The organism is Pseudomonas sp. NPDC089396 (assembly GCF_044749545.1).
GTDB lineage: Bacteria > Pseudomonadota > Gammaproteobacteria > Pseudomonadales > Pseudomonadaceae > Aquipseudomonas.
Genome location: NZ_JBIVIC010000003.1, coordinates 240,497 through 265,726 on the forward strand (window position 1 = coordinate 240,497; position 25,230 = coordinate 265,726).

A 25,230-nucleotide genomic window follows, 5' to 3' on the forward strand; every position below is an offset into this window, starting at 1 on the left:
CCATCGTCCATAAGCCGCAGAGGTCGCCGGGATGAGTAGCCGGCGCTCCTGCAGCTCTTGCTCTGAGCGTTGCGACATAGTGAAACTCCCTGTCGCAACGGCAGGCGGTTCTGCAAAAACCTTGTATGACACGCCGTGGAGAGACAACTGAAACCACCCTCCTCGGCCTTGGCAAAGGATGTCATATGCAGCTTCCGCCAAGCGCCTCACTTGGGTCGGCGATACGTAATACCCGTCGAAGTGGTTGGACGGACGCGTTGGGTTTGCGAGAGTCATCGACAACCAAGACAGACCACTGTCGTGATGCCGCCAGACCAGGCCGGGAGCATCAATTCCTGTGAGTTCGTCCCTGTCGAAATCCTCATAGCCGGCTTTGACGTGCATAGTCCAGCATGGCAAAACTTCAAGAAATAGGATTCGTGTTCAGAGTGGATGGAGCGCAAGCTACCCGGGTTAGCCGGCTGAGGCAGGAAAGCCAGCTCGAGTCGGGTTTCGTGATCTCTGCCGCCCCACCGGCTATTAGAGTTTCGAATCTCCAGCCGCTGCGCGAATTCTGCCTCACTAACGGCACTACGGCTCGTATTTAGCTGACTCAGAGCCCGGATGACACCATCAGACAGCTCGTGCTCATTGGCAAATGTGGCGCGGAAGAGCCCGTCCACGTAATCAGATACTTCCCATCGAAATTCTTGCTGCGGCCCTTCCACCGCGACGTCATGCAGGAATGCCAGGATAGGTTTGCCAGTGGCTCGAGCGCGTCGGAACTCCTGCTGCGTCACCGACTCCCCAGATTCAGTTTTGAACCCGAAGTCAGCACCCAGGACAAGCACCACCACATCCGCCTGCTCTACTTCAGTCATGCAGGCTTCCTGAGAGGAATACGGCCGAGCACCAAATTCCTCACACATCACTGGCACATGCCCGAGCAGTAAGACAGCCTTCTTGGCTGCCGCACGATAGCTCTCAAAATTACGCACGACAGAGCTGATGAACACGTTCATAAAACCCCCAATCACCCCAAGATTCGGCAAGCCCATATGCGCTTGAGCAGACGTAGCGCGCCCCAATTTGGCACGACAACTGAACACACTGACCCGTAACGTCAGAGGTTGACATTCTCAAAATTATGCACAAAAATATCGGTTGACACTACAGATTATTTGCACGCTTTTTCGGAGAAATGCATGCCTGAACATCAGCATCCAAGTGAGCTTGAGCCGAAGCTCAGCCGCGCCCATCTTGATGTCGTCTGCAACAACCTTTTGGATGCTGCTTACAAAGCGCTTGAGGCCACATCCACTGAAGATGACACCAACTGGACGAAAGGGATTTTTCCTTACGGTCGCATCCATGGTCGGTTTAGGCGCCTACATCGCCAGGGTGACCTCCCTTGGTTCAAGCTCGTCAACAACACGTTGGATTACACGATCAGCATTGATGGGGTTTTGATGCAGGTGGTTACGGATGACCCGGACACACGCAAGAAGGGTTATCGCGTGGAGAAAAACGTCGTTGAGCTTTACCACGACAGTTTGCTGGGGCCGGCCACTGACGGGAACGTTACCTGGCGGTTGTATGTCGACAGCGATAGAAATCCAGACGGCCCAACGCTGACCGTCTCTGTCTTGGGCTTCGACACCAACCGCAATGTCATCAGCAAGTGGACGCACAATTACGAACCTCTGCTTTCTGTCCGCACCACTGAGCTCTCCCCTGTTGTTGAAATTGATGATTCTCTGCCAGTTCGTCGCGACAAGGACGCTGGGCAGAAAGAAACGAAAGACGCTGAATTGAAAGATGAATGACACAACAGGCCTCCTGCCTCTGGGTGACGAGTTTTCACCCGACAAGCTACGCCTCGCGAGGTGCGCCTCGGGGCGCTCCCTTGCCGAAATCGGCGAGCTCCTTGGCGTGACTAGGCAATACGCGCATAAGCTTGAGATCAACTCAATTCCTAACCCGGGACAGTTGAAGCAGCTCTGCGAAATCCTGAACGTCAAGGAAAGATTCTTTTATGTCCCCCGTAGGAGTGGTGTTGAGCTTGAGCAATGTCACTTCCGCAGTGTGCGCACCTCAACCCAGACGTTGAAGAAAACGATTGCCGCCCAGGTTGAGATGTTTGAGCTGCTCGTTGATGAGTTGGACAAGGAGGTAGCGTTCCCCGCGGTTGATTTTCATGTGATCGAGGAGCCGGTTACCGGTGCCGGGAAAATTGAACAGGTTGCTGAGCGTTTTAGAAGAGAGCAAGGCATTGGCCTAGGCCCGCTCTCGAGCGTTACCAAGCTGGCGGAAAAAATAGGTGTGCTCGTCGTTAACCTGGCTGACGCAGACGATCGCATTGACGCATTCTCGTTATTCAACAAACGTCCACTGATCGTCCGCAACACCTCAAAAGTGAATCCAGGACGGCAGCGGTTCGATCTGGCTCACGAGCTCGGTCATCTGGTTATGCACCAAGGTATAGAAACCGGTTGCCGCGAAACAGAAGAGCAAGCCAACCAATTTGCGAGTGCCCTGCTTATGCCGAGGGCGAGCTTCGCCGCGGAGTTTCCGGCAATGCGGGGCAAGTACCTGAACTGGCCAGCATTGAAAGAGCTGAAGCTTCGCTGGAAGGTCAGCTTCAAGGCGCTGATTTATCGCGCTCGGGCGCTGGATCTCCTTACCGCCGATCAAGCCAAGAGCGGATTTACCTACCTCGCACGGAAAGGGTTCACCAAGCATGAAGAGTTCGATGAGCTCATTCCGATGGAATCTCCCCTGCTTGTTCAGCGAGCAATCGATCTCCTGGATTTCTCAACCTGGAGCCGAGTTCTTGCAGGAGCTGGGCTGACCAGTCAGATGGTCGAGACCCAATTCATGCTTAAGGTACCAAAGTCCCCGTTAAGGCTGATAAAAACTGGCGAGTCACAGGGGTAACTCGGAACCATCTCCACCAAAGCGCAAATTTACTTGGTCATCTGGCGGCGAGCCTAGAATTGACCTCTTACCGGTACAGCCCCATGAACGACCAGCAATCTACGCCTCACAATGCATACTTTAATGACTCTGAGGCGTCAGTCGCCTATCAGAGTGATCTGCAACAGCTTTTGGAAAAACTGACGCCGTTCCTTTCTACCAAAGAACTCAGGAACCTTCGTGATTCCAAGTTGAGACCAAACCCACAGTCATTCTCAGAGAAGCATTACTTGCAGACGGCGTGTGAGCTTACAATTTGTGGGCACTTTGCTGCTGCATACCCCGCCACCTTCAAATATGAGCCAAAGCTAAATCCCCCAAAGGATGTGGACTGCTCCTTCTCGGTAGATGGTGTAACTTACAATATCGAGGTCAAATGCGCGGACTACACCAAGACCGAAGAAATTGATAGCCAGGATGCGTTCAAGCTTAATTTCTTGGGGCGCCATCCAGATTTCCTTACGCTCCCAGAGGAGCTTACCCAGTTTTTCAATCCTGAATCGTCAAAACCACTCGTGGTTCAGCCGAACCTGGACAACAAGCTCAAGGATTTCTTGGAAAGCGCCCACCAGAAATTCAGCCCGAGCCCAAGCGAAAGCGAGCTCAATATCCTCGCTGTTTGCTGTGACACGCCCCAAGACATGCAAAAGTGGCTGCACTACCTCATCGGCCACAACGGCCTGTTTAGCGATGCACCCTTCGCAAATCCAGAAGGTTATTCACGCGTTGACGCCGTCTATTTTACAAACCTCTACCATCGCCACAAAAACTACACCGCCAAGCGCAAGCTTTCTCGCCACTGGAGCCTAGAAGATAGTTTTGGATTCATCATCAGTAATCGATATAGGCTGCTTGACAAAAAAGATCTCATTGAAAACGTGCTCTCTCTAATCCCAAACTACTCGAGAGAGCTTGAGGCATATGAAATGGATGGGACATTTGAGACGGAAGAAGATCTGCCGCCAATTGTGAAGCAGGGCCTTTTCATTCAAAGTTTTGTGGCGAAACACCTCCTATCTCAAGGTAATATGACATTCGATCTGTCATAAAAATTGAAATGAACACTGTTTAGGGATATGTCGCATGGGCTGTAGACATTGTGACTATCCCTGCACCACCTACGCGAGAATCATGATCTATGAGCACTTCGTCACCTTGGAACCCGTATGCGTCGGAGTGCCCATCACGCTTTATACTCCAGCGTGTTGCGGACAAGTGGGCCATGTTGATTTTAGGTCTTTTGCACGACAGAACTTGGCGGTTCAACGAATTGCTCCGGCAAATTGAAGGTGTCTCTCAAAAAGTTTTGTCACAAACTCTTAAGCGACTTGAACGAGACGGGTTAATTCGTAGAATACCCATCGATACCGTTCCTATTTCTGTTGAGTATTCTCTCACCCACCTGGGTGCGACTCTGGCTGATGCAGTTGCGGTGACGATTTCATGGGCAGAGAAAAATGCAGAGGCAGTGCTTCAGGCTCAGAGCAATTATGATCTCAACCTTGGTGGAAACGTAGAGCCACTACATCGGTAGATAATTTTCAACCAAATACAATCATTATGAAGATTTGTTCATAATGAGTAGGTTTCCCTGAGGTAACTATCTTCACACCTACGCGCTCAGGCCCTATAGTCATCCGCGAATCCTAATGAGCTGGTTACCAATCCCGCTCAATAATCCTCAACTCGTTAAGGAAATCGCTATGACTACAGTTGCAGTTGTCTACTTCAGCGGATATGGCCACACGGCCAAGCAAGCAGAAGCCGTTCATGCAGGGGCCGCTTCCCTTGCGAGTGCTAAGCTCTTCGCAATCGATCCAGAGGGCAACCTGCCTGAGGCAGCTTGGGAGGAAATCAACGAAGCGGACGCGATTATCTACGGCAGCCCGACCTACATGGGCGGGCCAGCATGGCAGTTTAAGAAGTTCGCCGATGCTTCCTCCAAGCCTTGGTTCGGCCAAGCATGGAAGAATAAGGTTGCAGCTGGCTTCACGAACTCCGCGTCTGTGAATGGCGATAAATTCTCGACTATCGAGTACTTCTGGACGCTTTCCCAGCAGCATGGACAAATCTGGGTAGGTACTGGGCTAATGCCTGCGAACACCAAGGCTCATGGCCCTTCAGACATCAACTGGACTGCTGGTTTTGCGGGCGCCCTGGCGGTCTCCCCATCTGATGCGTCTCCTGATGAAGCCCCACGTTCCGGCGATTTGGAGACAGCGAAGCTGCTAGGTAAGCGCGTAGCTGAGATCGCTGCGAAGCTGTCCTGATCATCATCGGCTTGGTTTGTGCTTTATGGCGGGCCAAGCCGGCTTATTTCGGCTAGCGTTGACGAGTGCCCGCATCTCAGCGGAAGGGTTGACGAAAAAGCATGGGGTCTCATGATGCGTAAGAGAATTTTTGCCGTAATCCCACTCACCCTCGCCTGCTATTTTCTGGCTGGTGCAGCTGCTCAGGCCTCCCCCTCCGACGATGCAGAGCAAAATCGTCGGCTTGTTGTAGATTTTTACAATGACTTCTTTAACAAACACCAGGTAGCAGAAGCGTCCAAAGTAGTAGATTCGTCATACAAGCAGCACAACCCTCAGGTGCCTGACGGCAAGGCCCCCTTCGTGAGCTTCTTTACAGACTATTTCAAGAAAAATCCAGGCGCGACTTCGCAGATCGTACGTTCAGCAGTCGATGGTGACCTAGTCTGGTTGCACAATCACTCAAAAAGCGGGCCCTCTGACAGAGGTCGTGCGATCGTGAATATTTTCCGCGTCAGAGACGGGAAAATTGTCGAGCACTGGGACGTTATCCAGGCGGTACCAGAGCAGGCAGCAAACGGGAATTCCATGTTCTGATTTGGGATTCATGTCAGCGCTTGATAGCCAGGTAAGAAAGGGGCTACAGAACGCCGGCGTTCGAGGGTTCGGTAGCCCTCGCTACCTGCTCCCCAGCGACACCCTCAAAGCCGCCGGCCAAAAGCTCTGCAGTCTGCCCTTCGCGCTAGGCCAATGTTGGGAGAAAAACAAGGAACTCTTGACTGGCGCCGTTTTAAGGAGCGATTACCCTGCCCTTCAAGCCGAGCCAGGACGAGTTTTCGATATCCTGCTCTTCATGGAGCAAGATCCGAGCAGGAAGCTCATCTCACTCTGAAGCGGGTGTTCCTTCACGCCGGAGCGCGCAGGATTTGTGAGGAAGGCAGATCTCGCCGCTTATCTCTTCTGCGTTGTAGCGAAGACATGGACTTTGACTGCACAGTTCTCATGGCCTAGTAGTCGATAGCGTCCGCGGGATGGACACCTCAACTCACGCACCGAAAAAGCCTCCCGAAGGAGGCTCTTGGTATCAGGCTTCTTACTGAAGCCAGCTTTCCACAGTGTCCGAGCCGTACTGGCTTTTCCAAGCTTTCAACACTGAGTGGTTCCCGCCCTTGGTTTGAACGAGCTCGCCGTTATGCGGGTTTTTGTAGGTTTTCGTCTCCCGCGGTTTGCGGGTACCGGTGGTGCTTGCAGCAGCGTTCACCTGACGCAGGCCAGCCTGCGGATCCAGGATGTTGATGACCTCTCTCAAACTGTAGCCATACTCTCCGAGAAGGCCGCGCAGTTTGGTTTCAAACTCCATTTCTTGCTTAAGCCCATTGTCATCTTTCATGGCTTCCAGTTCAGCAAGCTGAGCTGCGAGCTGCTGTTCAAGACGACGGTATTCGGCGAGGCGAGACATGTGTGAATCCTTTGATGTACAGGTACGACAAGACTACATGTGGGACGAGAAAAATGCGAATTTCGACAGCACGCCGAGGTTGCGTAGCGGTATCTGCAACCTAATCCCGAACCGAGGCTTGACCGATAGCGAAATAGACAAGTGAATGTCACCCAATGGTCGTGGACAGAGCCAGCTGACGAGATCGTGATCTCAGGTTACAGTTGTGTGTAGGCAGTGAGTAGCACTGTGCCGAGAGCTCCTGTGGCTCTAAGGTGCATTAGAATCCACAGGAGCAGTAACAAGCGGACTTATTTGTTGCCACGGTACCATGCTGCGGTTTGATCCAACGCACGAGCGAAACGACTGATCAGCTGATCGATCTCGGTTTCTGAAATGATCAGCGGCGGACAAAATGCGATGGAATCGCCGATAGCTCTCAACACGAGTCCATTTTCCTGCGCTCGAGCTACAAGATAACGACCAAGGGTTCCAGGCTCACCGAACGGAGCCTTTGTGTCTTTGTCAGCAACCAGTTCGACCGCCCCGATGAGTCCTACACCACGCACGTTCCCTACGAGTTCATGACTCTCAAAACCACGCAAGGCTTTTTGTAGCAGTTGACCCATCTTATCAGCACGCTCAACCAGACCCTCCTCCTCTATGACGGCGATATTCTCCAGCGCAACGGCCGCAGCAACGGGGTGACCGCCACCGGTAAATCCATGCGCGAACGTGCCGATGACACTACTTTGATCAGCAATGCCTTCGTACACACGTTGGTTAATTAAAACGGCGGAAAGAGGTTGATAAGAAGATGTGATCTGCTTAGAGAGAACCAGGATATCTGGCTTGATGCCATACGTCTCGCAGCCGAACATAGAACCCGTACGACCGAAACCGGTGATTACCTCATCTGCGACGATAAGAATGTCATACTTGCGGCATATGCTTTGGATCTTTTGCCAATAGGTTGCAGGTGGAATATGCACACCACCTGCTGCCATGACAGGCTCACCAAAAAATGCTGCAATTGTTTCAGGCCCCTCTCTCAGGATTACTTGCTCAAGCTCATCCGCTAGCCGATCAGCATAGGACTCCTCTGATTCACCGACTCTCATGTCCCGATATAGAAGAGGGCCATTGACATGAATAAAGCCCGGTAGCGGCAAGTCAAATGCTTTGTGAGTTGTAGGCAGTCCAGTGAGGCTCGCGGCAGCAACCGTAATTCCGTGGTACCCGTTTTTTCGTGAAATAATTTTCTTTTTTTGCGCTTGGCCCTTTGAGTTATTGAAATACCAAACAAGCTTTACCGCAGTGTCGTTGGCTTCGGAGCCAGAATTGGCAAGAAAAACCTTGCTCATTGGTATTGGAGCAATCTGCAGCAATTTCTCAGAAAGCTGAATGCAAGGATATAGCGTTTTGTTGATGAACTGATGGTAGTACGGAAGTTTATCTAGCTGTTTCGTTGCAGCCTCAACCAGTCGCTTATTGTTAAATCCAACAGCGACACTCCACAAACCTGACATTCCTTCTATGTAACGTTTGCCATCAGAATCAATCACGTAAATTCCATCTCCGCGCTCAATCATCAGAGCACCTTGTTCGGCATGAACTCGAGCGTCCGTGAATGGATGAAGCTGAGTCTGCATGTCTATCAAGTGCAGATCTGACATCTGATCCAAAGACGAGTTAACCCCTACTTTACTCGCAAGCATATTAGTCACCTGACTGATGGGAAAATTATGGCTGAGTGATATCACTGGCACCAACCATGCTACTCATGCAGCATATCAGTGATGCCGTGTTAATTATTTATAACTATTTGATGAAAAATTAAATATCCATTTTGCGAACACTGTGGCGGCCAACCCAGTGTTACAGTGTGATTCTGCGCCACAGCTTAATCGTCGCAACGGGCACGATGTAATGTCTGTCGAGGAGTCTCATAAAAGATTGAGCGATATTCGACGGAGAATCGGCCTAAATGGGTAAAAGCATAGGCTAAGGCGCATTGAGTAATCCCGGTTGGACGATGACATATCAGATCGCTGTGTACGGCATTTAGCCTCGCGATCCTAAGCCACTTCAAAGGAGTTACACCAAGCACTTCGCGAAAGGCGTACTGAAGGATACGAAGGCTCACTCGGGCACCTTGGCACATGGTTTGAAGGGTGGCTGTGCTTAAACCCTCCTCTTCTGCTGCATCACAAGCATCATTGACTATGCCGAAGCGATCAGTTCGCCAAGTCCGCGCGCTCTCGTTCTGGGAGCTTTCACATAGAGGCGACGCTAGCGAATCGAGCAACCGTGCTGACGATTCCGAGCAGAAATCGTCCGATAGCTCGAACTGCGATTGATCGAGCATATCCAGGGCCATTGCTTGAAATCCCTCCGGCAGACTGAGCGTCCGAATTTTTGAGACAACCACACCTAGGCCAAGCCTATCTAGGTGCTCCGCCAGCGTATCAGCAGCAACGACGAGTACCAAAACATCAGAAAACTCCGAAGACATCACCCGATACCGGCCAGACGAGTTCATCAGGCCAGAGCCGTCTTTGAGATCTCTCCGCCAATCCAGATGATGTAAGCCGTGTGGATTGATCGGGTGCGAGACTGCATAACTCCTAGCCGGAAGGCTGCCGGCTTGTTGAACCGCAGTGTTCATGCGCTCCCGTGCAAGCGTCAAACCGTCCAACCTGAGCTCAGTCACCGAACCTTCAAACCGCCCAGGAGAAAGCTGGGTGTACTTCTGATCCCAATTCCCAAGCAACCTAGCCTGATGAACCACGTCGTAGGATCGGTACTCGACTAATGATGGCATGCTGAGCACCTCTTACTGTTTTGAGCAACCACTCATCCAATTACCCCAGAATCGTGTGCCTCGGCAAGCCCCACGGAGAACCGTGGGTATCTGGCAATTCAAAACTGATACGGCCGACGAGCAGCGTCCATATCGGCCCATTCGTTGATGCCTGGCGGCTAGCAGGTGATTCCGCACGCTACCGTAGCAGCGCCTTCGCTTGAGTTTCACTTGCACCGGTAGCGGTGTTCTTTGGGCTGCGTGTCTGTCGGATTATTCCGACCGCCATGATGCACAGCGTCAAGCCGCCTGTTGAGAAAATAACTGATTGGTAATCTGGGCTTAGCATCATCATCACCAAGCAAATACTGATGAAGCTGATCACCGCCCAAGTGAGCCACGGATACATCCACATTTTCATGGGTATCAGGGTGCCCTGCTCCTGCAATTTACGTCGCATCCGTAATTGCGAAAATGCGATCACCAAATACACCAGTAAGGCGGTCGAGCCGGTAACGTTCATCAGCGTGTCTAGAACGTCCTTGGGGCGCAACGCCTCGCTAAAATTCATCAGAGCCAACACAACCGGCACTGCACATGACGCCAAGATTGCCCATATTGGTGCGCCGTTCGCGTGACGAGTGCGCTTGAGTACCGAGGGAGCATCACCTCGGACAGCCAGTGAAAACAACATCCGAGAGGCTGTGTAATGAGCCGACACAAGACAGCTACTTACGGAAGTCAACACCACAAAATTCATTAGGTATTCGGCACCCGGTACCCCCAGCAGCTCAAGCGTACGACGATATGCACCGTAGCCTGACTCGCCCAGGAACGGATCATTCCAAGGCACCAAGCATACGATCAGAAAAATGGAGCCTACGTAGAACAATCCTACTCGCCAGATGACCGATTTGGTGGTTTTGGCGATTTGTTCTTGAGGATTTTTAGACTCAGAGGCCGCAATGGTCGCGATCTCAGCGCCTAAAAATGCAAACATTACCCCAAGCATTGCACCAACAACTGCTCCAACACCGTTCGGCACGAATCCATGTGCGGTCAAATTGGCAACTCCGATTACCTCACCACCCCGCCAGACGTGCATAGCCGCCAGGGTGCAGATAGCAAGAAAACTGCAAATTGCCACCACCTTTATGAGAGCGAACCAAAACTCCATCTCGCCAAAATGCCGGACATTGAAGAAGTTCACACTCATTAGAAGGAGAGTAATTCCCAGCACAAATGCGTTCATGCTAATCGCTGGAAACCAGCCGTGGAGGATTTTGCCGGCAACATAAGCTTCCCATGCCATTATGCACACCCAACTAAGCCAGTAGAGCCATCCAATCGTGAACCCTGCCCAACTTCCGATAGCTCTATCGGCATATGTTGAAAACGAACCAGTGTCGGGTGAGGTTGTAGCCATCTCGCCTAGCATCCTCATAATCAGCATCATGAGAATGCCCCCGGCAAGGTAAGCTAGAACGGCAGCTGGCCCGGCATTATGGATTACGCTTCCAGAGCTAACGAACAATGAACCACCAATTACCCCTGCGATTGACATCATCGTCAGGTGGCGCGGCTTGAACCCTATTCCAAGTTGGCGACCAGCTTTTGCAGTCCCCTGGCTACTCGATTGTAGATCTGCTTCTGACCAGCTCATATTTTCCACCATATAGAAAATTATCGGATACAGGAGCTAGTCGTCCTTGATGAGCACCCGAAATAGTCAAAATCAGCACCAAACATCTTTAAAGACTGAATGGGGCGATGGCAGATTCATAAGCTTAACTGGCAGCAGAAATTATTGTTTTAATGTGCTTATTCTTATTCGCTTGCGGTGACGCGCTCAACAGCGTCTGCAGCTCGTACATGATGGTCGCTGGGCGCTCAGAAAAACTATCCAGATTGCGAATGCAGGCAGCCCTGGAGGCGTGTTCGGGATGACCGAGACGAGGGCTAAAAGTGGGAGGAAACTTGGACGGACAAGGGCGCATTGCTCAATCAACAATCTGCTCGCTGCCCAGCTTCACCGAGCGGCGCCTATCGCGGTAGCAAGCCAGGACGCTCCGGAATTACGAGTAACACATGATCAATGAAACCGGGGGTGGAGTACCCAACAGCTTGGTGCTCTCTTCTACCACCCAGGCACCCACCGGCCACACGACCTGAAGCACTAACAGAATTGTGAAGGTCAGGAAGGCACGAAGCAGGTACTCATGAGTCATCTTGATGCCGGTTACCTTCTCGTTGACCAGTGCGTAGTTGTGCAGGACGGCGCGAGCGAGCTGCTTGGCTAACCCCGCTCTGGGCGAGCTTTCTTTCCAAGTGGAGGCTAACTCTCCTGGGCCCAGCTGGGCGAACCCTGCAACTTTCAGCGTTCTGAACGCCCAGGCCCCCGCACTCAGCAAGAAGGCGACTGCAAACGCGAACAGCATAAGCCCCATGCAGCCTAGCCATTTGCTCGACTTGTCACTCCACAGCGTCGGCAGCAGCGAGACCAACACGGGTATCAGCGCCGTGATGGCCGCGAGGTAAATTCCTGCCTTAGCGTCAGCACCCTTGCGGCGGTCAACCTCTGCATCGAAGAGTCGCCTAGATTCCTCCAGCACCACTTCGCTATCGGTCGTCCAATCTCCATCGCGCACTGATGCAGCAATCTGCTGCTTCCACTCTGCATCTGCGGCCTGTTCAATAGGGGACAGAGGGATGACTGTCGGCCACAGCCAGCGGAGCCGTTCTTTAAGTTTGAGCAATGCTGTTCACCGTCAGCTCGTCTACGATCGCTGAAGCAATTGGGTAGCCAGTTAGATTCTCGATCCAGGCCCACTGCCCGTTCGGGTTGATCTCCAAGAACCACAATTTCCCCGCTCGATCACAAATCAAATCGATGGCCCCGTATCGGAGGCCGAGGCGCTTAACAAGCTTCACGCATTGACGCTGAACACGAGTCTCAAGAACGATCTTTTCGTGGCGAAGGTCAGGCCGACTACCCTTGCGCCAGTCAGTTTCTGTTTCCTCGTTATCTTGCGACCAGATCGCCGTTGCGAAAACCCGCTCTCCCACGACAGTCACTCGGATATCGTATTGCTTGAGGATTTCTGATTGCACAATGAATGGAGTCAGCCTGATTGAGTCCGCCTGATCATCCTCAATCTCAGCGAGTCGGGATGTGAAGATGACGCGCTCCGTCTCGCCTTCAAGCACCGCTTGGCGCAGGGGCTTGCCAACGGCATTGCCGAGCACAGAAATGGCCCTAGCACATGAGATGTCGTTCGTGATGAATGCTTGTGGTACGTGGAAGCCCATCTCCTGCGCGAGGAGGAGCTGCATCGGCTTGTCTTCAGCCATGAAGATCTTCGTAGGTGAATTCAGCCACAGCCCCTCCAAGCGGGAGTAGAGGCTTTTGAGAAAGCTGCTCCACTCTGCTTCGGCGTAGGCCCGCTCGCCAGGATCTGTGACCGTGTCGGATACAACCGGAGCTCCAGGCCTACGGAAATAGGCCCCAGTTATCTGCGACCCACGAACAACCACCCCATCCAGTGAAATAGACCAAGCGTCCCGAGGAAATCCCGCCATCGAGCACAACGCTTGGGGCAATTGCTCGGTATTGAGGCGGACAAAAGGCTGATCGCGCCGGCGAAGTTCAGCAACCACGTAGTCCATCGTGATATCCCGGCGATTTGTCACCAACAGCAGCATGATGCGCTTCCAGGTCAGTCTGAGTAGTAACGGGTGTCTAAGCCGAACGTAGGATCACCATTGTCATCGCGCTCCAGCTCGACGTTGGTCTTCGTGATCAGCTCGAGGATGTGGTTGGCATTGCACCGATCATCTCTCTCAGTGATCGCATCAGTTTTAGTCACGAGCTGCAGCAGATGGTTACTCGAATCGAATTGGTGCAGGTGGTTGGAGTCATCCGATTGACCTCGATAAGGACTGGGATCGTCATCATCGCTTTCGACCTTCTGATAGGTTTTGGTCAGTAACTCAATCTGCCAGCACGCCTCATCATCTTGCTCGGCGTTGACCTTCGTCTTGGTCATCAGCTCGTTCAGGGCACCGTTGGCGATGATCGGGACTTCACCTTCCGGAGCCTGAACCGCCCACATTTGGAGTTCAGAGGAATAGAAACCAGGTATGGTGTCCTCCCCTGTTCTTGGCGTCGCAAATCGAGATAGGAATGGCGAATTCTGTAGAGCTCCCAAGCTGGCGTCTCCTTTGCCGGGCAAGTCGCGATAGACGAGAATCAGCCGACAATACCATTTGGCCAGCATAGGGGTAAATGGAAGGTAAGGACTCGCACACGAGCATGTAGCTTCGACTTAGCGCGCATCGTGCTCAAGAAATCCTCAAGCTTTCACCTGACATGATTCACAACGCAGCTGCCGGGCTAGACCGATGGCGATTGTCCGCAACACGCAAGGAGCCCTTGATCATTGAGCTCGAGGTGTAATTGCTTGAGCATCGCCGGCACCTATACAGTTTTTTGGAGATTGTGCCGCAGTTAATTGACAGTGATACGATTTGGCCTTGCTCAAACGCTACAAGGAAGCAATTCAATGGCCTTACTGGACGAGATTTGGCATGAGATCCTCACCAAAGAAGATGCTGAGGAATCCATGTTTGTTTGTGTGGCCTGCATTGGTGACACTTGGCTCAAGAAACAGGCCTCCAAACGTTCGGAGGAACAGTCCTGCACCTGCTGCGGCTCCTCAGTGCTCAAGGCGCTCACCTCTAAGAAAATCGCAGACACGATCAAAAAGCACCTTTCCGAACATTTTGCCATCGACCATGGACTTCACCCAGGTTACGAGATGGGGCTCAGTCGCATAATTGGTATTGCCATCCGGTGCGAATCGGAAGCCGTATGTAATGCGGTGGCCGAACGGCTCATTGATCCTGATGCTGATGAGGAAGATTTTTACTTCAACGGACAGGAGTATTGCCGGGTATCAAGCCCGTTTGAGTCTGAGGAGCACGAGCGATGGTGGGTCGAAGGTGATTGGACGCGTATAGCTGCTGAACTGGTGCATGGTCGCAGGTTTTTTAATACCAATGCCAGCATGTTTTTCGAGTCCCTGATTTTTGAAGCGATGCGAGCAAGTAGCCGCGAAAACCCTGATGTTGCTGCTGTCGTCAAGGTTGCCCCAGAAGCCACTCGCTTTTATCGAGCTCGAATTGCCTCCACGCATGGTCAGCTCCTTGCATTTCAAAATGATCCTGCTAAGGAGCTAGGAGCGCCCCCAAAGGATCGCGCTGCCAATAACCGGATGAGCCCTTCAGGCGTACCACTGCTTTATGTCGCGGCCGACGCACAGACGGGGATTGCGGAGGTACGGCCCTCGATTGGGGATAAAGTGGTGGTGGCAGAATTCGTCTCCACCCGACCGCTGGAGTTCTTTGATTTCACCGCGCTCACAGCGCTTGAGCACCAATCAATGAGCTGGTTTCAGCCTGGTTATCAGAAGCGAACTGATCGTCGGCTATTGCTTGAGTATCTTCACGACTTAATCGCCCGGCCTGTGCGCGCTAATGACACGGATTATGTTGTGACGCAAGCGCTTGCTGAATTTATTCGGTACTATGACAAACAGAGGTTTGATGGCATCTCGTTTCGCTCAGTTCAGCGAGAGGGTGGTGTTAACTATGTGTTTTTTGACCGAAGTCCTCTTGACGCACTGCAGACACCTGATTGGGTACCTCAGTTTGATCTCGTCCCCTCAAAAAAGGGTGTGTCGGTATTTGAGATCTCCCGTGTCGAGTATCACACGACCGAGCTCAGCAGTTGAGCTTCTCCTCACACGCTATTCCAGGCTCAAAGCAAGGCGACAGAAAGTGAGCAAAATCGACACCATGGGTGCTCAAGGCCTCTTTCTGAATTTCACATCCGCCCATGCCACATCATCCTTATCTAGATCTAGCCGAACTGAACGGTTCAAGCTTGGGTTCGGGATCCCAGCCACGAGGAGCCAGCCCCTGCCGGGGCAGTAACGGCGATTGAGTGTACGCATCATAACCTTGACCTTTGACAGATAGGTCACACTCCCCCGTGCAAGGCTGGGATCATTTCAAGGATCACTTCGTGGCCCAGTTCAGGTACGCCGCTGACGAGCTGAAACCTCTGCACTAGCCAGCCAGAAGCTCTGGCCGGCTAGACCTGCATACGCTCTCACCACCTTCCCTGCCCGACCTTCATGAATCTTCCTCCAGCCCCGGTCGACTGGCCAATCCAGAAAGCCTGTCTGAGAGCTCTCCGTGGTTGGGCCGACTTGCCAGCCTTGAAGAGAACGAGCAACACGCTGCCCATTGATAGCTCAAAACGGCTACGCTGCATCCAAAGAAATAGGTCGCTGGCATAGAACGTCCAATTAAACGATCAGGGTCTGGCCATTCCTGTAAAGCTGGTTCGCTGCCACCGCATTTAGCATGAAGGAATTATCATGGAAGAGCATTTCATGTACGCACGTTTCTGGCGCTGCGCCCTGCAGGTTAATCCCTTCTCGTACCATGCCGCCTATCGGGGCGCCGATCTGGCCATAGACGAAGCCGCCTACAACCAAGCATTGCTTGAGCAGTGCCAGGAAACTGGTGTGAACGTGATTGGCGTGGCAGACCATGGAAGCGTGGCAGCGGTCGATGCATTGCGTCAGGCACTGACGCCCCATGGAATCGTGGTGTTTCCGGGCTTTGAAATCGCGGCCAGCGACAAGACCCATTTCGTCTGTTTGTTTGACGAAAACACATCAGTGCAGTCGCTAGAGCGCTACCTGGGCAACCTAGATCTTCTTGATCCTGAAGAACGAATTTTGCCCTCTCGTTTAGGCTCCATTCAGCTAATCAACAAGATCGAGGAGCTTGGGGGCTTCATCTATGCTGCGCACTGCACGCAAGACAGCGGCTTGCTGAAACATCGGCTGCAACACGTCTGGAAGCATCCTGCTCTCAGAGCGGCTCAAATCCCGCATTCGGTGGAAGCTCTTGAAGGTGAAGATGGCGATTTCTATCGTCGCGTACTTCTCGGTAGGGACGCAGCCTACCGACGGGAAAGACCAATGGCGCTCATCAATGCCAAAGACGTCGCGAAGCCTGAAGACCTCGGTAAAGCCAATGCAACCTGCTTAATCAAGATGACCCGCCCTACCTTCTCAGCTTTCAAGGTGGCCTTCCTGGATCCGGAGTCACGCATAAGGCTGAATTCGACTCAGGTAAAAAGCCCGATTGGTCGCCTGCTCAGCTTAACTGTGACGGGTGGGTATCTTGATGGGGTGAAGATCAACTTCTCAGACCACTTAAACACGGTCATCGGCGGTCGAGGTACGGGAAAATCAACACTGCTGGAGTGTGTGCGCTATGTCCTTGACTGTGCCCCGAAGGGTATTCAAGCCCGGAAGCTGCACACAGAAATCATCAAGGAGAATCTCAGCCGTGAAGGAGGACGAATCGAGCTGAGCTTGGTTTCCTCCTCGCAAAACGGTCGGGGCTATACCGTGAGCCGTCGCTACGGTGAGCCTCCCGTGGTTCGTGACGAACATGGCGACGTGTCCACCATGTCACCTGCTGACCTGATGCCAGCCATCGACATCTTTGGGCAAAACGAGATTTATGAGCTTGCCCAAGATCCATCCAGCCGCATTCAGTTGCTCGAACGGTTCCTACCCCAGGAGGGCGAATACAGACACAAGCTGTCTAATGTGCAGGGCCGACTAAAAGCCAACCAACAGAAGGTCTCAAAGGCACTAGCGGACATCGACGATCTCTCTTCTCAGGTTGATCGCCTGCCCAACCTAGAAGAGCAGCTACGGGGCTTCGAGGATCTCGGCGTCAAAGACAAACTGGCCAAAACCTCTCTGCTCGCCCGAGAGCGAGAGATGGCCAAAAGCGCCAAGCAGGCATTGAAACAGGTCGAGACTGCGATTCCCACCTTCGTTAGTCACTTCCCGGAGCTTTCGTTTATCAATGATGAGGCCCTCAAAGGCGTACCGGACATTGATGTGCTACTGACCATGCGAGCGTCACTGGAGAAGCTCACTGAGGACTGTGCGGTGCATCTGAAGGCCATGCAGAGCCTTGTAGACGAAGCAGTCCAGTCATTCGATGCTGCGCATCGCAACTGGGAACAGTTAGTCAAAGGGCATGACACCGAGCTTGAAAAAGAGCTTCGCGCCCTGCCTGACATGGCCGGCAAAAGCGGTCAGGAAATCGGTGCGGCGTATCAGCGTCTGCAGCAAGACATTGAAGGCATTAAACCCTTGAAGACGAAGCTGCCTACACATCAGGGGCAGCTGGATGATCTTCGGCAGGAGCGCCGCAACCTTCTAGCAGAGTTGTCCGACCTCAGAGCAGAGCACATTGGCGCGCTGATCGGAGCTGCTAAACAAATGAGCCGGCGGCTCAAAAAGAAGCTGAAGATAGAAATCGTCCCGGATGCTGATCGGACGCCAATTCGTGACTTTCTACTTGCCTGCAAACTTGAAAACGTCGGCGAAAGGCGGCTGGCCTGGATCGAAGAAGCAACAGGCCTATCTCCTTCCGCACTCGTGAAATCCATCGCTGCAGGGCCTGGCGTTGTTTGCCTCGAATGGGGAGCCACGCCCCTGGTTGCTGAGGCGCTTACCAAACTGCAGCCCTCACAGATCATGGAGATGGAAGCGCTGGATCTGGAGCACCGTGTAGATATTTCCCTCAACGTCGCTCACGACGATGTAGAACCGGTATTTAAACCCCTGACCAAGCTCTCGACTGGTCAGCAGTGCACGGCCATTCTTCACATGCTCCTCCTAGATAACCCTGACCCATTATTGATGGATCAACCGGAGGACAACCTGGACAACGCCTTCATTGCGGACAGGATCGTGGCGGAATTACGCGACGCTAAGACATCCAGACAGTTCTTGTTCGCCACTCACAACGCCAACATTCCAGTCTTTGGTGACGCGGAATGGATTGGCGTCTTTACGGCAGAAGAGAATCGCGGCTCCTTGACCATGGAGGCTCAGGGTTCCATTGATGTACCCGTCATCCGTGACCAGGTAGCGAAAATACTAGAGGGTGGTCGGGCGGCGTTCATTCAGCGCAAGGAGAAATATGAGTTTTAGGGGTTGCGAACAGGGGCATCGGTGCGCTCAGGGACTTGCAGCTTCATACATTTCGCCACTGCCCTAGGTAGCATCGGCCGTGAGTGTTCATTTTCTTGCTGCGTGGAGACCGGGACTGGCGTCCTGACCATCTCATATCCTAATGACTCGGAACGTCTGGTCACATGAACGCTTATCGATCCGCGACACCGTCGGAGTCAGGCATCTGCCCAACCCTTCCATATGCCTGGTTGCGCATTATCGAGTCGCCTTCGTCCTCGAACATCACGCTCCCCCATCGAACGCGCTTCATATGTGCTAGCTGAGCGAAGAAGCAGTTTTCGCAAAGGTGCACTTTATAGTTTTCCCCGCAGTGCGCTGAGCCCTTGCCCCATGACGCATGCATCGTTCCAAACTGCAGATCGCCGGCTGGAACGCGTGTTGATTCTCCACACATGTCACAGAAAACGTCTGTGACCTTACCTGGGTCGGTCTCGCCTGTGATCCTCACCTGCTTTTCCTCACGCCGCTGTCATGTACTGAATCACTCGAACGTGAGCTCATCTGCCATCTTCAGTGTTGGGCCTTCGAACCCCCTCTCGCACCATCTGCCGCCCAGTCGCAGACAACGTATGTGCTGTTGCGGGTGCGCGCGACTACGTATCCCTGGAGATCTTCGCAACTCACGATGTTGGAGGTGCGAATCGGATCGCCATCATCAAAACGCCGCTGGCGGTCACCGAAGACGACCCCTCTCAGGAAAAGCTCATGCGGCCCGTACTCAACCGAAGATAGGTACGCCGTGACCTCTAAATCGAATTCGAACTGCATCGCCTTGGCTACCGTACTGGGCATGGCTGATGGCGAGACATCGACAATCTTGGACGTGGAAAGCGGCGCTCGCCGTTTAACCATGTTTTACCTCCTATGCTGTGACGCCCGCGGAAGCTTACACACGAGGTGCCAACCTATGGGCTGACCAGCAACAAGCGATTAGATGTGCGCATGCTAGCCTTGCAGCAAGTTAAATTTGAGGAACGCTGCAATTGAGCAATCCACCTGTTGCTGGCTACTACGAAATTCTTCTCACTGCTCCCGACTTCTCCGACGACCCGATTGGTGCTCGCCAGAGTCAGCGCTGGCAACTGATCGTTGATGACATTCGCTGCAGCGCATCTGAAGGTGAACTGCGCGAAGCCCGGGGCAAAGCCGAAGGCTACATTCGTGGTCTGGTTGATGCCGGTCATCTCTCCAACAACCGCATTCGTGATTACAAAATCCTGAGTAGTATCCACCGACGCCGAACCCTGCTGTTGGAAGCTTGATCGCAGCATCGTTCATCCAGCGCACGGAAGCGTCTGGTTATGGTGTTGGAATCATTTCCCCTATGAGCGCTCGTAAGCTCGCCCTTCCCAATCCCCGCTTGAAGGACGTCAGCACAAACTCTCCCTCAGTCGTCGTGATCACCCAGTAACGCCCTACCTTCTTCAGATGCTCGATGCTAGACGTCTGCAGGATGTGCCCATCCGCCCGTTGGTCAAACTGCCCCGGATCGGTGTGGCAAAAAACGATGCCTACAGCGCGCTCGGACGCGATGAAAACATCGCTCAGGTAGCCTGTAAAGGGTGACGGGTACCTGAGAGACATCGCCCGTAAGATCCTCTTGAGCTGAAAATCCGAGAGCTCTTTGACGTGGTATTCAATGACGACTTCATCTGACATTCGTTGTTCCTGCTCCTACTTCTAATCCTGGTGCTCTACCGAGAGGACTGTCCCACGGCAGATTAAATCTCGATGGTGAAATCCGGCGAGAAACCGGTGCGCTCGCCCGGATACCCTCTTGGGTTCGATACGAGTCGGCAGCCGGAAATGACCGTGTCGACCGCGTGATGCGTGTGACCAAAAAACCAGACATCAGCCTGAGCGACCAGGTCATGCCACTCGTTGAAATACGCAGCACCAAGATGGCCCACGTGTCCATCACCAGCCACTTCCTGTATCGGGCAGTGGTGAGTGATCACAACCGTCTTTCCCTCAAAGTCCTTAGCGAGCTCGGTGGCAAGAAAATCGCGAGCGGTAATGTTGCGAGCGATGAGATCTACAGGTCGAAGCTTCCTAAAACCCTCCCCGCTCCGGATAACCTTAAAGTCATTCATGCACTCCCAACAATCGTATATCGCCGCTTTGTAGTCGCCGGTTGAGGTGAAGTCTGTCCAGGCGGTGGTAACCAGAAAGCGGGTATCTCTAATGACCAGAGATTCATTTTCGAGGACATGCACATGCTCCTCCGCAGCCTCCTTCATCTTTATGAGCGTACGATCCAGGTGTCCGCCTTTGTAGTATTCGTGGTTCCCGGGGACGTAGATGACCGGGCAAGCGAAGGTCTGGTTCGCCCAGGTCACGCCCTGACCGCGCACTGAAATGTCTCCAGCGAGCACCACCAAATCGGCGTCGACCTGGGGCGGCTCGAAACCCCGAAATTCCAAATGCAAATCTGAATACACCAAAACCTTCATCAGCTCTCTCACGCTCCGAGCGGCATTGTATGGATCGCTTCTCCAAGGCTTCACCGAAGGGAAGCCGGGCTAGCTCTGGGATTGAGCTAGGGACGCAGTGAAAAAACCGTGTTGAGGGTAGAGCGCTTCCTGCAGCCATCACCTAACAGAAGGTAAACCGTGCTCCTGGTTTCGAACATGCATGGTTGGCTGTGCGAGATCCCGAAGTTGCTACGCACCCAATGCCCAGGGGCGAATCGATTGCGACTGTCGAGGACTACTTCATGTGCAAAGAGCACCAAAGGCAGTACCGCCTCAGATTTCAATCGTTCCAGCTCTGCCTGTGAGAGTTGCAGATCGGCAACGATCCACTTACGCACCAAGCAATACGGCTTACCTGGGTGATACGCGTCAGCGAGCTCTATCAGCGCGCCATCGTCACCCTCCCATCCCGAGACAACCTTCCCTTGCCCGTAGAAAAACTCACTCACCTCTTCCAGCGTGACAGCCATGGTCAGACCTCGTCGCTGCTGAAAACACGACCTGTATCTGTAACGAACTCATAGATAGGAGACCTCTCGCTGCCGCCGCGGATTCGGATCTCAGACAGCGGCTCCATGTAGCAACCGGTCTTACGCAGGGCTAGTGGCGGAATCACGTACACCCTGTGCACGCTTAGGAGCTCCGGTGATCCGTTTTCCCACAGCGACTTGATCCTTGATACGTCACACACAAGCTGTGATGTAGCGCCAAGGGCGCCTGCATCGAAACCTACCCCTTCGACTAAAAACACGTAGGTGCAGCGGCTTAGGTTGATCGATTTCCAGAATAGGACTTCTGAGTCCTCAATCCTGAACCTCCCTTGGAGCTCATCGCTCTTCGTCAAAAACACATTTCTTCCTAGCATTGCTGGTCACATGAAAGGCACTCCCTACGACGGGATAGCCCACACGCAACGGTCACTGAAGGCCATACTTCCGACCATGATCGTCATTTTTTGCCATTCGTTGGCTGGAGGCCGCTAGCGCTAGCCTTAGACTCCACGCGGGTTGCGAGACCCAAGGTGGCCATCCTATGCACGCCATGAACTATATGTCATGGCGTGCATATGATCAATATGGCCTTATCCTCACTTTTGAGGATTCGACATGGTATCGAGGGAAGCCCTCGCAGCAGTGCTGCGTCTCGCGCGCGCCAGCCGCGGGATGTCTCGTGATCAGCTGTATGCAAAGATCAAGACCAAGATCGAGCCTCGCCACCTACAGCGTCTGGAAAACGCCAAAACTGGCGTTACATTGGAGATGTTAGGCAACATCGCTGAAGCGCTGTGCTTCGATCCGATGGCTTTGTTAATGGTGGCCTCAAGCTATGATGGGCGGTTGTCCATCGGGGAGCGTCGTGCGGATCTGAAAAAGGAAATTCAAAAGCTTGATGCTCTGGGGATCGTTGCAGACATGCCAAAGCACTTCTCAGATGGCAAGCTAGTGAAGGAAAAAGCAGGATGGAGCCTTCCTGATAGCATCATCCAGGAAGCGTTGAAACTTCGGGATAAGGGTTTCAGTCAAAGTGAAACTGCTAGAGAGTTAGGAATTCATCAGACGACTGTTGGTAGAATTTGGCGTAAGGCTCAATGACTGGTAGGCGCTGCAATAAAAACACGACCGCGATGACTATTAATCAAAAAAAACAAAATTTGTTCCATCTATAAATCAAGCCGGAGATTGTTATTGGCGCCGCAATAGTGCAGAGCGCAGAGAATGTTTTTATTTTTACTCAACACAGAGTAATCCCAACGTTGAAGGCGCACTTGCAAAGGTTGCCTGCGGCGGGAAACGCAGTCTGGGATACTCTCTGCGAGCGCAACATCTGGATTCTCCATGAACATGAGTGCATCCCAGTAAATATAATCCCGGTGTCGCCGCGTACTTTCGTATATCTTCGGCGCAATATAGCTAGGGTGATCGCCATCATTCCTATAATTCAAGACCAATGTGCGACAATTGATCTCCTTGAAATGACGTAATACACTCCATATCCGATAGAAATCACCAATCAACTTATACATTCCCACCTGAGCTTCGCATACGAGCGTCTCGCCCCGTCCGTAAAACCTTTCATTAAATGATCTCGAATGGCTATTTTTTTCATGCAGCAAATCCCAGGGCGAAACACCCCACTGCCTAGAAAAGGTAATTAAATAAGCCATTACACAAGGGCAGGCACCTTCAAGATCTAATGTATACCAAGCACTTGTGGTTGCACGAGCGAGTCGCGCGAAGCATTTCTTATGATACTTTATATAGCGACGAAAAATGTAACGCCTTATAGATTTAGCTGTCGCAATCACATCAAGAATATCAGCGTGCGGCTGCATCGCCCGTATGGCGTCCCGGATCATAGTCCGTATTCCGGGAAATCGAAGAAAATCATGAAAGCGCTTTTCCCAGACGAGCTTCGATCGAGGAATTATGAGTATTGTAAATGGCGGGTCTATACGCGGCGAAGAACCACCCAACAGACAACCGCCTGCCAAATAATTAAATACTGCTTCTTCATCTTGCAACTGTGACGGTATTGCGACCACAATTTCATAAGCTCCCTGCCCAATCAATTTCACCGCATGCTTTACCCAGCCTCTAAATCCTTCGCACCATTCCTCCATTTCAACCATATGATTTTTTTGAAGCCTCTCCGGCGATACAATATCAAGGACTATTTTCATGTGCTCGCACGCTTCTGCTGCGCCTGCAAATCCTTTCTTAACCGGCCATCTTCTGTGCAAAAAATCTGAACAATTCTGACAATACTGCAGAGGTAAATGATGCCATGGACAGTGAGAAATGTGCTCAAAGTAGAACACTACAGAATGATATCCGTATTTAATACATTCCGGGCAATGTCTAATCCTAGGTCGCGGCCTCATTTCTAATGTTTCCCGCTCCCACGTCCGTGGCAAGGGGAACCAACCATCAATATACGAGTATTTAAGTTCATCGCTCCCAAGCCCACATGCTTTTTCTACCGCCCAATGAGGAACATGTTCACCATCCCACCAGCGATTCGTGTCGGTGACCAAGCCCCCAGGCAAACCTATTAGATCGCGAACGTCTTCAAACGCAAATATATGATTCCATTTCATCAAGTGAACAAACACAAGCCAGGACGACTGATATTTGAAGGAAGGCCGGAGATATGTTAAGCGCAATGAATTTGTAGGGCTCATAGGACACCAAGATTATTTAGGATATCTACGTAGCTTTTTAGCTTTGACTCCTTCACCGCGGACTCTATGTTTTCCCGTGACAATATGAAGCTTTCAGAATCTCGATCACTAGAACGAATCAAGACTAGCCTACACACTTCGAATATAAATTCAGTAGGCAATAAAGGAAGACGGAGTGTTTTGGAAGACTCCAACATCACTTTGTAAATATCTGGAGCCACGGCAGCCAGACGAAAACCAGAAGCATAGGCTTGAGGTAAAAAAAACTGAGTATAGCTACAATCACTTCCTGGCGGGTAAGTAAAATCATTATCATACCCTTTAAGAGTTTGACATATCCAGCCATGATCAGTGCAACAAGGCAAATCCCATACCTCATTGAGAAACCGAACAATCAACTCCGCACGCTTTTGCAGTTCCAGCAAAGTTATTTTATGATCAATTTGCGTTTGGCTGAAGCCGATAAGCGTTGTGTCGACATTATGCAGCGCAAGCTCATTCTGGAGGTATTGCAGGTGTTCGAAATCTTCAATGCTGAGTGTTTGAAGCTCATCTATAATCAGGATCCAGTGCCTACCCGACTTATTACGCAGCTGACTTTCGATTTCATGTAATACTTTTGTTCTCACTGACGCGATCACCGGCCTGGCAGGCATAGGGAGCCTTAAAAACTTTGCAAGGCTGATGACGATACTTTCCCGGTGCTTCAGTTCCCCATTGGTATCCGCGGAAACCAGGCTAATGGGTCTATCCTTAAAGGCAGGATGACGATCCAGTGCACTAACCACGAATTTGCATATCGTAGTTTTGCCCATTCGAGGAAACGCCTTAAAAACAAGGCTTTTTTTATGAAGCGCGATAGAGTCCATGACCACCTCAAGCACTTGAGGCATACTCGGCGTCAATGCAACATAGTTTTTCGTCACTAATGGATGATTCCAAAAGAGATTTCGTTGCTGCTGAGCGTCAAGTGGATCATAGGTATTCATG

25 protein-coding genes are annotated in these 25,230 nt (G+C 52.0%); 10 read left to right on the forward strand and 15 right to left on the reverse strand.

The window, feature by feature from the left end; genetic code table 11:
- Window positions 1–272: 272 nt before the first annotated feature.
- A complete protein-coding gene (locus ACIPZB_RS07070; protein ID WP_400639526.1) occupies window positions 273–1,001 on the reverse strand; it encodes a DUF4062 domain-containing protein in 729 nt (242 codons plus the stop codon).
- A 183-nt stretch (window positions 1,002–1,184) separates the two neighbouring features.
- Between ACIPZB_RS07070 and ACIPZB_RS07075 the strand changes: the two genes are divergently transcribed.
- The 6 genes from ACIPZB_RS07075 to ACIPZB_RS07100 all read left to right on the forward strand — a co-directional run bounded on the left by ACIPZB_RS07075 (window position 1,185) and on the right by ACIPZB_RS07100 (window position 5,801).
- Window positions 1,185–1,805, forward strand: a complete 621-nt coding sequence (locus tag ACIPZB_RS07075; RefSeq protein WP_400639527.1) for a hypothetical protein — start codon at window positions 1,185–1,187, stop codon at window positions 1,803–1,805.
- Complete coding sequence (locus ACIPZB_RS07080) at window positions 1,798–2,916, forward strand: XRE family transcriptional regulator (protein ID WP_400639528.1); 1,119 nt, start codon at window positions 1,798–1,800, stop codon at window positions 2,914–2,916. The genes ACIPZB_RS07075 and ACIPZB_RS07080 overlap by 8 nt, the downstream gene beginning before the upstream one ends.
- Window positions 2,917–2,999: 83 nt before the next feature.
- Window positions 3,000–4,004: a hypothetical protein gene (locus ACIPZB_RS07085; RefSeq protein ID WP_400639529.1), complete on the forward strand. Its 1,005-nt coding sequence runs from the start codon at window positions 3,000–3,002 to the stop codon at window positions 4,002–4,004.
- Window positions 4,005–4,093: 89 nt separating this feature from the next.
- Window positions 4,094–4,489 carry a winged helix-turn-helix transcriptional regulator gene (locus ACIPZB_RS07090; RefSeq protein ID WP_400639530.1) on the forward strand — a complete coding sequence of 132 codons (396 nt, stop codon included), beginning with the start codon at window positions 4,094–4,096 and terminating at the stop codon, window positions 4,487–4,489.
- Between the two features lie 169 nt (window positions 4,490–4,658).
- Window positions 4,659–5,225 (forward strand): flavodoxin family protein, encoded by a 567-nt coding sequence (locus ACIPZB_RS07095; RefSeq protein ID WP_400639531.1) that lies wholly within the window; start codon window positions 4,659–4,661, stop codon window positions 5,223–5,225.
- Between the two features lie 114 nt (window positions 5,226–5,339).
- Window positions 5,340–5,801, forward strand: coding sequence for an ester cyclase (locus ACIPZB_RS07100; RefSeq protein ID WP_400639532.1), 462 nt, complete (start codon window positions 5,340–5,342; stop codon window positions 5,799–5,801).
- A 496-nt stretch (window positions 5,802–6,297) separates the two neighbouring features.
- On the opposite strand, the gene ACIPZB_RS07105 is transcribed toward ACIPZB_RS07100, so the two are convergent.
- The 7 genes from ACIPZB_RS07105 to ACIPZB_RS07135 all read right to left on the reverse strand — a co-directional run bounded on the left by ACIPZB_RS07105 (window position 6,298) and on the right by ACIPZB_RS07135 (window position 13,653).
- Window positions 6,298–6,663 (reverse strand): histone-like nucleoid-structuring protein, MvaT/MvaU family, encoded by a 366-nt coding sequence (locus tag ACIPZB_RS07105; protein ID WP_400639534.1) that lies wholly within the window; start codon window positions 6,661–6,663, stop codon window positions 6,298–6,300.
- A gap of 290 nt (window positions 6,664–6,953) precedes the next feature.
- The gene (locus tag ACIPZB_RS07110) at window positions 6,954–8,360 is read right to left on the reverse strand and encodes an aspartate aminotransferase family protein (RefSeq protein ID WP_400639535.1); all 1,407 of its coding nucleotides are present in this window, start codon (window positions 8,358–8,360) and stop codon (window positions 6,954–6,956) included.
- Window positions 8,361–8,545: 185 nt separating this feature from the next.
- On the reverse strand, window positions 8,546–9,466 hold the full coding sequence (locus ACIPZB_RS07115; protein ID WP_400639536.1) for a helix-turn-helix domain-containing protein: 921 nt from the start codon (window positions 9,464–9,466) through the stop codon (window positions 8,546–8,548).
- A 178-nt stretch (window positions 9,467–9,644) separates the two neighbouring features.
- Window positions 9,645–11,108, reverse strand: coding sequence for an amino acid permease (locus ACIPZB_RS07120; RefSeq protein ID WP_400639537.1), 1,464 nt, complete (start codon window positions 11,106–11,108; stop codon window positions 9,645–9,647).
- A 412-nt stretch (window positions 11,109–11,520) separates the two neighbouring features.
- The gene (locus ACIPZB_RS07125; RefSeq protein ID WP_400639538.1) at window positions 11,521–12,201 is read right to left on the reverse strand and encodes a hypothetical protein; all 681 of its coding nucleotides are present in this window, start codon (window positions 12,199–12,201) and stop codon (window positions 11,521–11,523) included.
- The gene (locus ACIPZB_RS07130; protein WP_400639539.1) at window positions 12,188–13,147 is read right to left on the reverse strand and encodes a hypothetical protein; all 960 of its coding nucleotides are present in this window, start codon (window positions 13,145–13,147) and stop codon (window positions 12,188–12,190) included. Before ACIPZB_RS07130 ends, ACIPZB_RS07125 begins: the two co-directional genes overlap by 14 nt.
- A 14-nt stretch (window positions 13,148–13,161) precedes the next feature.
- A complete protein-coding gene (locus tag ACIPZB_RS07135) occupies window positions 13,162–13,653 on the reverse strand; it encodes a hypothetical protein (protein ID WP_400639541.1) in 492 nt (163 codons plus the stop codon).
- A gap of 354 nt (window positions 13,654–14,007) precedes the next feature.
- Here ACIPZB_RS07135 and ACIPZB_RS07140 point away from each other — a divergent pair, with 354 nt between their 5' ends.
- Complete coding sequence (locus ACIPZB_RS07140; RefSeq protein ID WP_400639543.1) at window positions 14,008–15,237, forward strand: RES family NAD+ phosphorylase; 1,230 nt, start codon at window positions 14,008–14,010, stop codon at window positions 15,235–15,237.
- Between the two features lie 651 nt (window positions 15,238–15,888).
- A complete protein-coding gene (locus ACIPZB_RS07145) occupies window positions 15,889–18,543 on the forward strand; it encodes a TrlF family AAA-like ATPase (protein ID WP_400639544.1) in 2,655 nt (884 codons plus the stop codon).
- A gap of 552 nt (window positions 18,544–19,095) precedes the next feature.
- On the opposite strand, the gene ACIPZB_RS07150 is transcribed toward ACIPZB_RS07145, so the two are convergent.
- Window positions 19,096–19,437, reverse strand: coding sequence for a hypothetical protein (locus ACIPZB_RS07150; RefSeq protein WP_336084875.1), 342 nt, complete (start codon window positions 19,435–19,437; stop codon window positions 19,096–19,098).
- A gap of 131 nt (window positions 19,438–19,568) precedes the next feature.
- On the opposite strand from ACIPZB_RS07150, the gene ACIPZB_RS07155 reads away from it, so the two are divergent.
- On the forward strand, window positions 19,569–19,847 hold the full coding sequence (locus tag ACIPZB_RS07155) for a hypothetical protein (RefSeq protein WP_336084873.1): 279 nt from the start codon (window positions 19,569–19,571) through the stop codon (window positions 19,845–19,847).
- A gap of 37 nt (window positions 19,848–19,884) precedes the next feature.
- On the opposite strand, the gene ACIPZB_RS07160 is transcribed toward ACIPZB_RS07155, so the two are convergent.
- From ACIPZB_RS07160 to ACIPZB_RS07175, 4 genes are all read right to left on the reverse strand, one after another.
- Window positions 19,885–20,244 carry a hypothetical protein gene (locus ACIPZB_RS07160; RefSeq protein ID WP_336084871.1) on the reverse strand — a complete coding sequence of 120 codons (360 nt, stop codon included), beginning with the start codon at window positions 20,242–20,244 and terminating at the stop codon, window positions 19,885–19,887.
- A 62-nt stretch (window positions 20,245–20,306) separates the two neighbouring features.
- Complete coding sequence (locus ACIPZB_RS07165) at window positions 20,307–21,038, reverse strand: metallophosphoesterase (RefSeq protein WP_336084869.1); 732 nt, start codon at window positions 21,036–21,038, stop codon at window positions 20,307–20,309.
- An 86-nt stretch (window positions 21,039–21,124) separates the two neighbouring features.
- Window positions 21,125–21,529 (reverse strand): DUF6957 family protein, encoded by a 405-nt coding sequence (locus ACIPZB_RS07170; protein ID WP_400639545.1) that lies wholly within the window; start codon window positions 21,527–21,529, stop codon window positions 21,125–21,127.
- A gap of 2 nt (window positions 21,530–21,531) precedes the next feature.
- The gene (locus tag ACIPZB_RS07175; RefSeq protein ID WP_400639546.1) at window positions 21,532–21,909 is read right to left on the reverse strand and encodes a hypothetical protein; all 378 of its coding nucleotides are present in this window, start codon (window positions 21,907–21,909) and stop codon (window positions 21,532–21,534) included.
- Window positions 21,910–22,165: 256 nt separating this feature from the next.
- Between ACIPZB_RS07175 and ACIPZB_RS07180 the strand changes: the two genes are divergently transcribed.
- Window positions 22,166–22,651: a helix-turn-helix domain-containing protein gene (locus ACIPZB_RS07180; RefSeq protein WP_400639547.1), complete on the forward strand. Its 486-nt coding sequence runs from the start codon at window positions 22,166–22,168 to the stop codon at window positions 22,649–22,651.
- Window positions 22,652–22,719: 68 nt separating this feature from the next.
- Here ACIPZB_RS07180 and ACIPZB_RS07185 read toward each other — a convergent pair whose 3' ends face one another.
- Both ACIPZB_RS07185 and ACIPZB_RS07190 read right to left on the reverse strand, forming a co-directional pair.
- Window positions 22,720–23,739, reverse strand: a complete 1,020-nt coding sequence (locus ACIPZB_RS07185) for a hypothetical protein (protein WP_400639549.1) — start codon at window positions 23,737–23,739, stop codon at window positions 22,720–22,722.
- A 497-nt stretch (window positions 23,740–24,236) separates the two neighbouring features.
- The gene (locus ACIPZB_RS07190; protein ID WP_400639550.1) at window positions 24,237–25,229 is read right to left on the reverse strand and encodes an ATP-binding protein; all 993 of its coding nucleotides are present in this window, start codon (window positions 25,227–25,229) and stop codon (window positions 24,237–24,239) included.
- Window position 25,230: the final 1 nt, after the last annotated feature.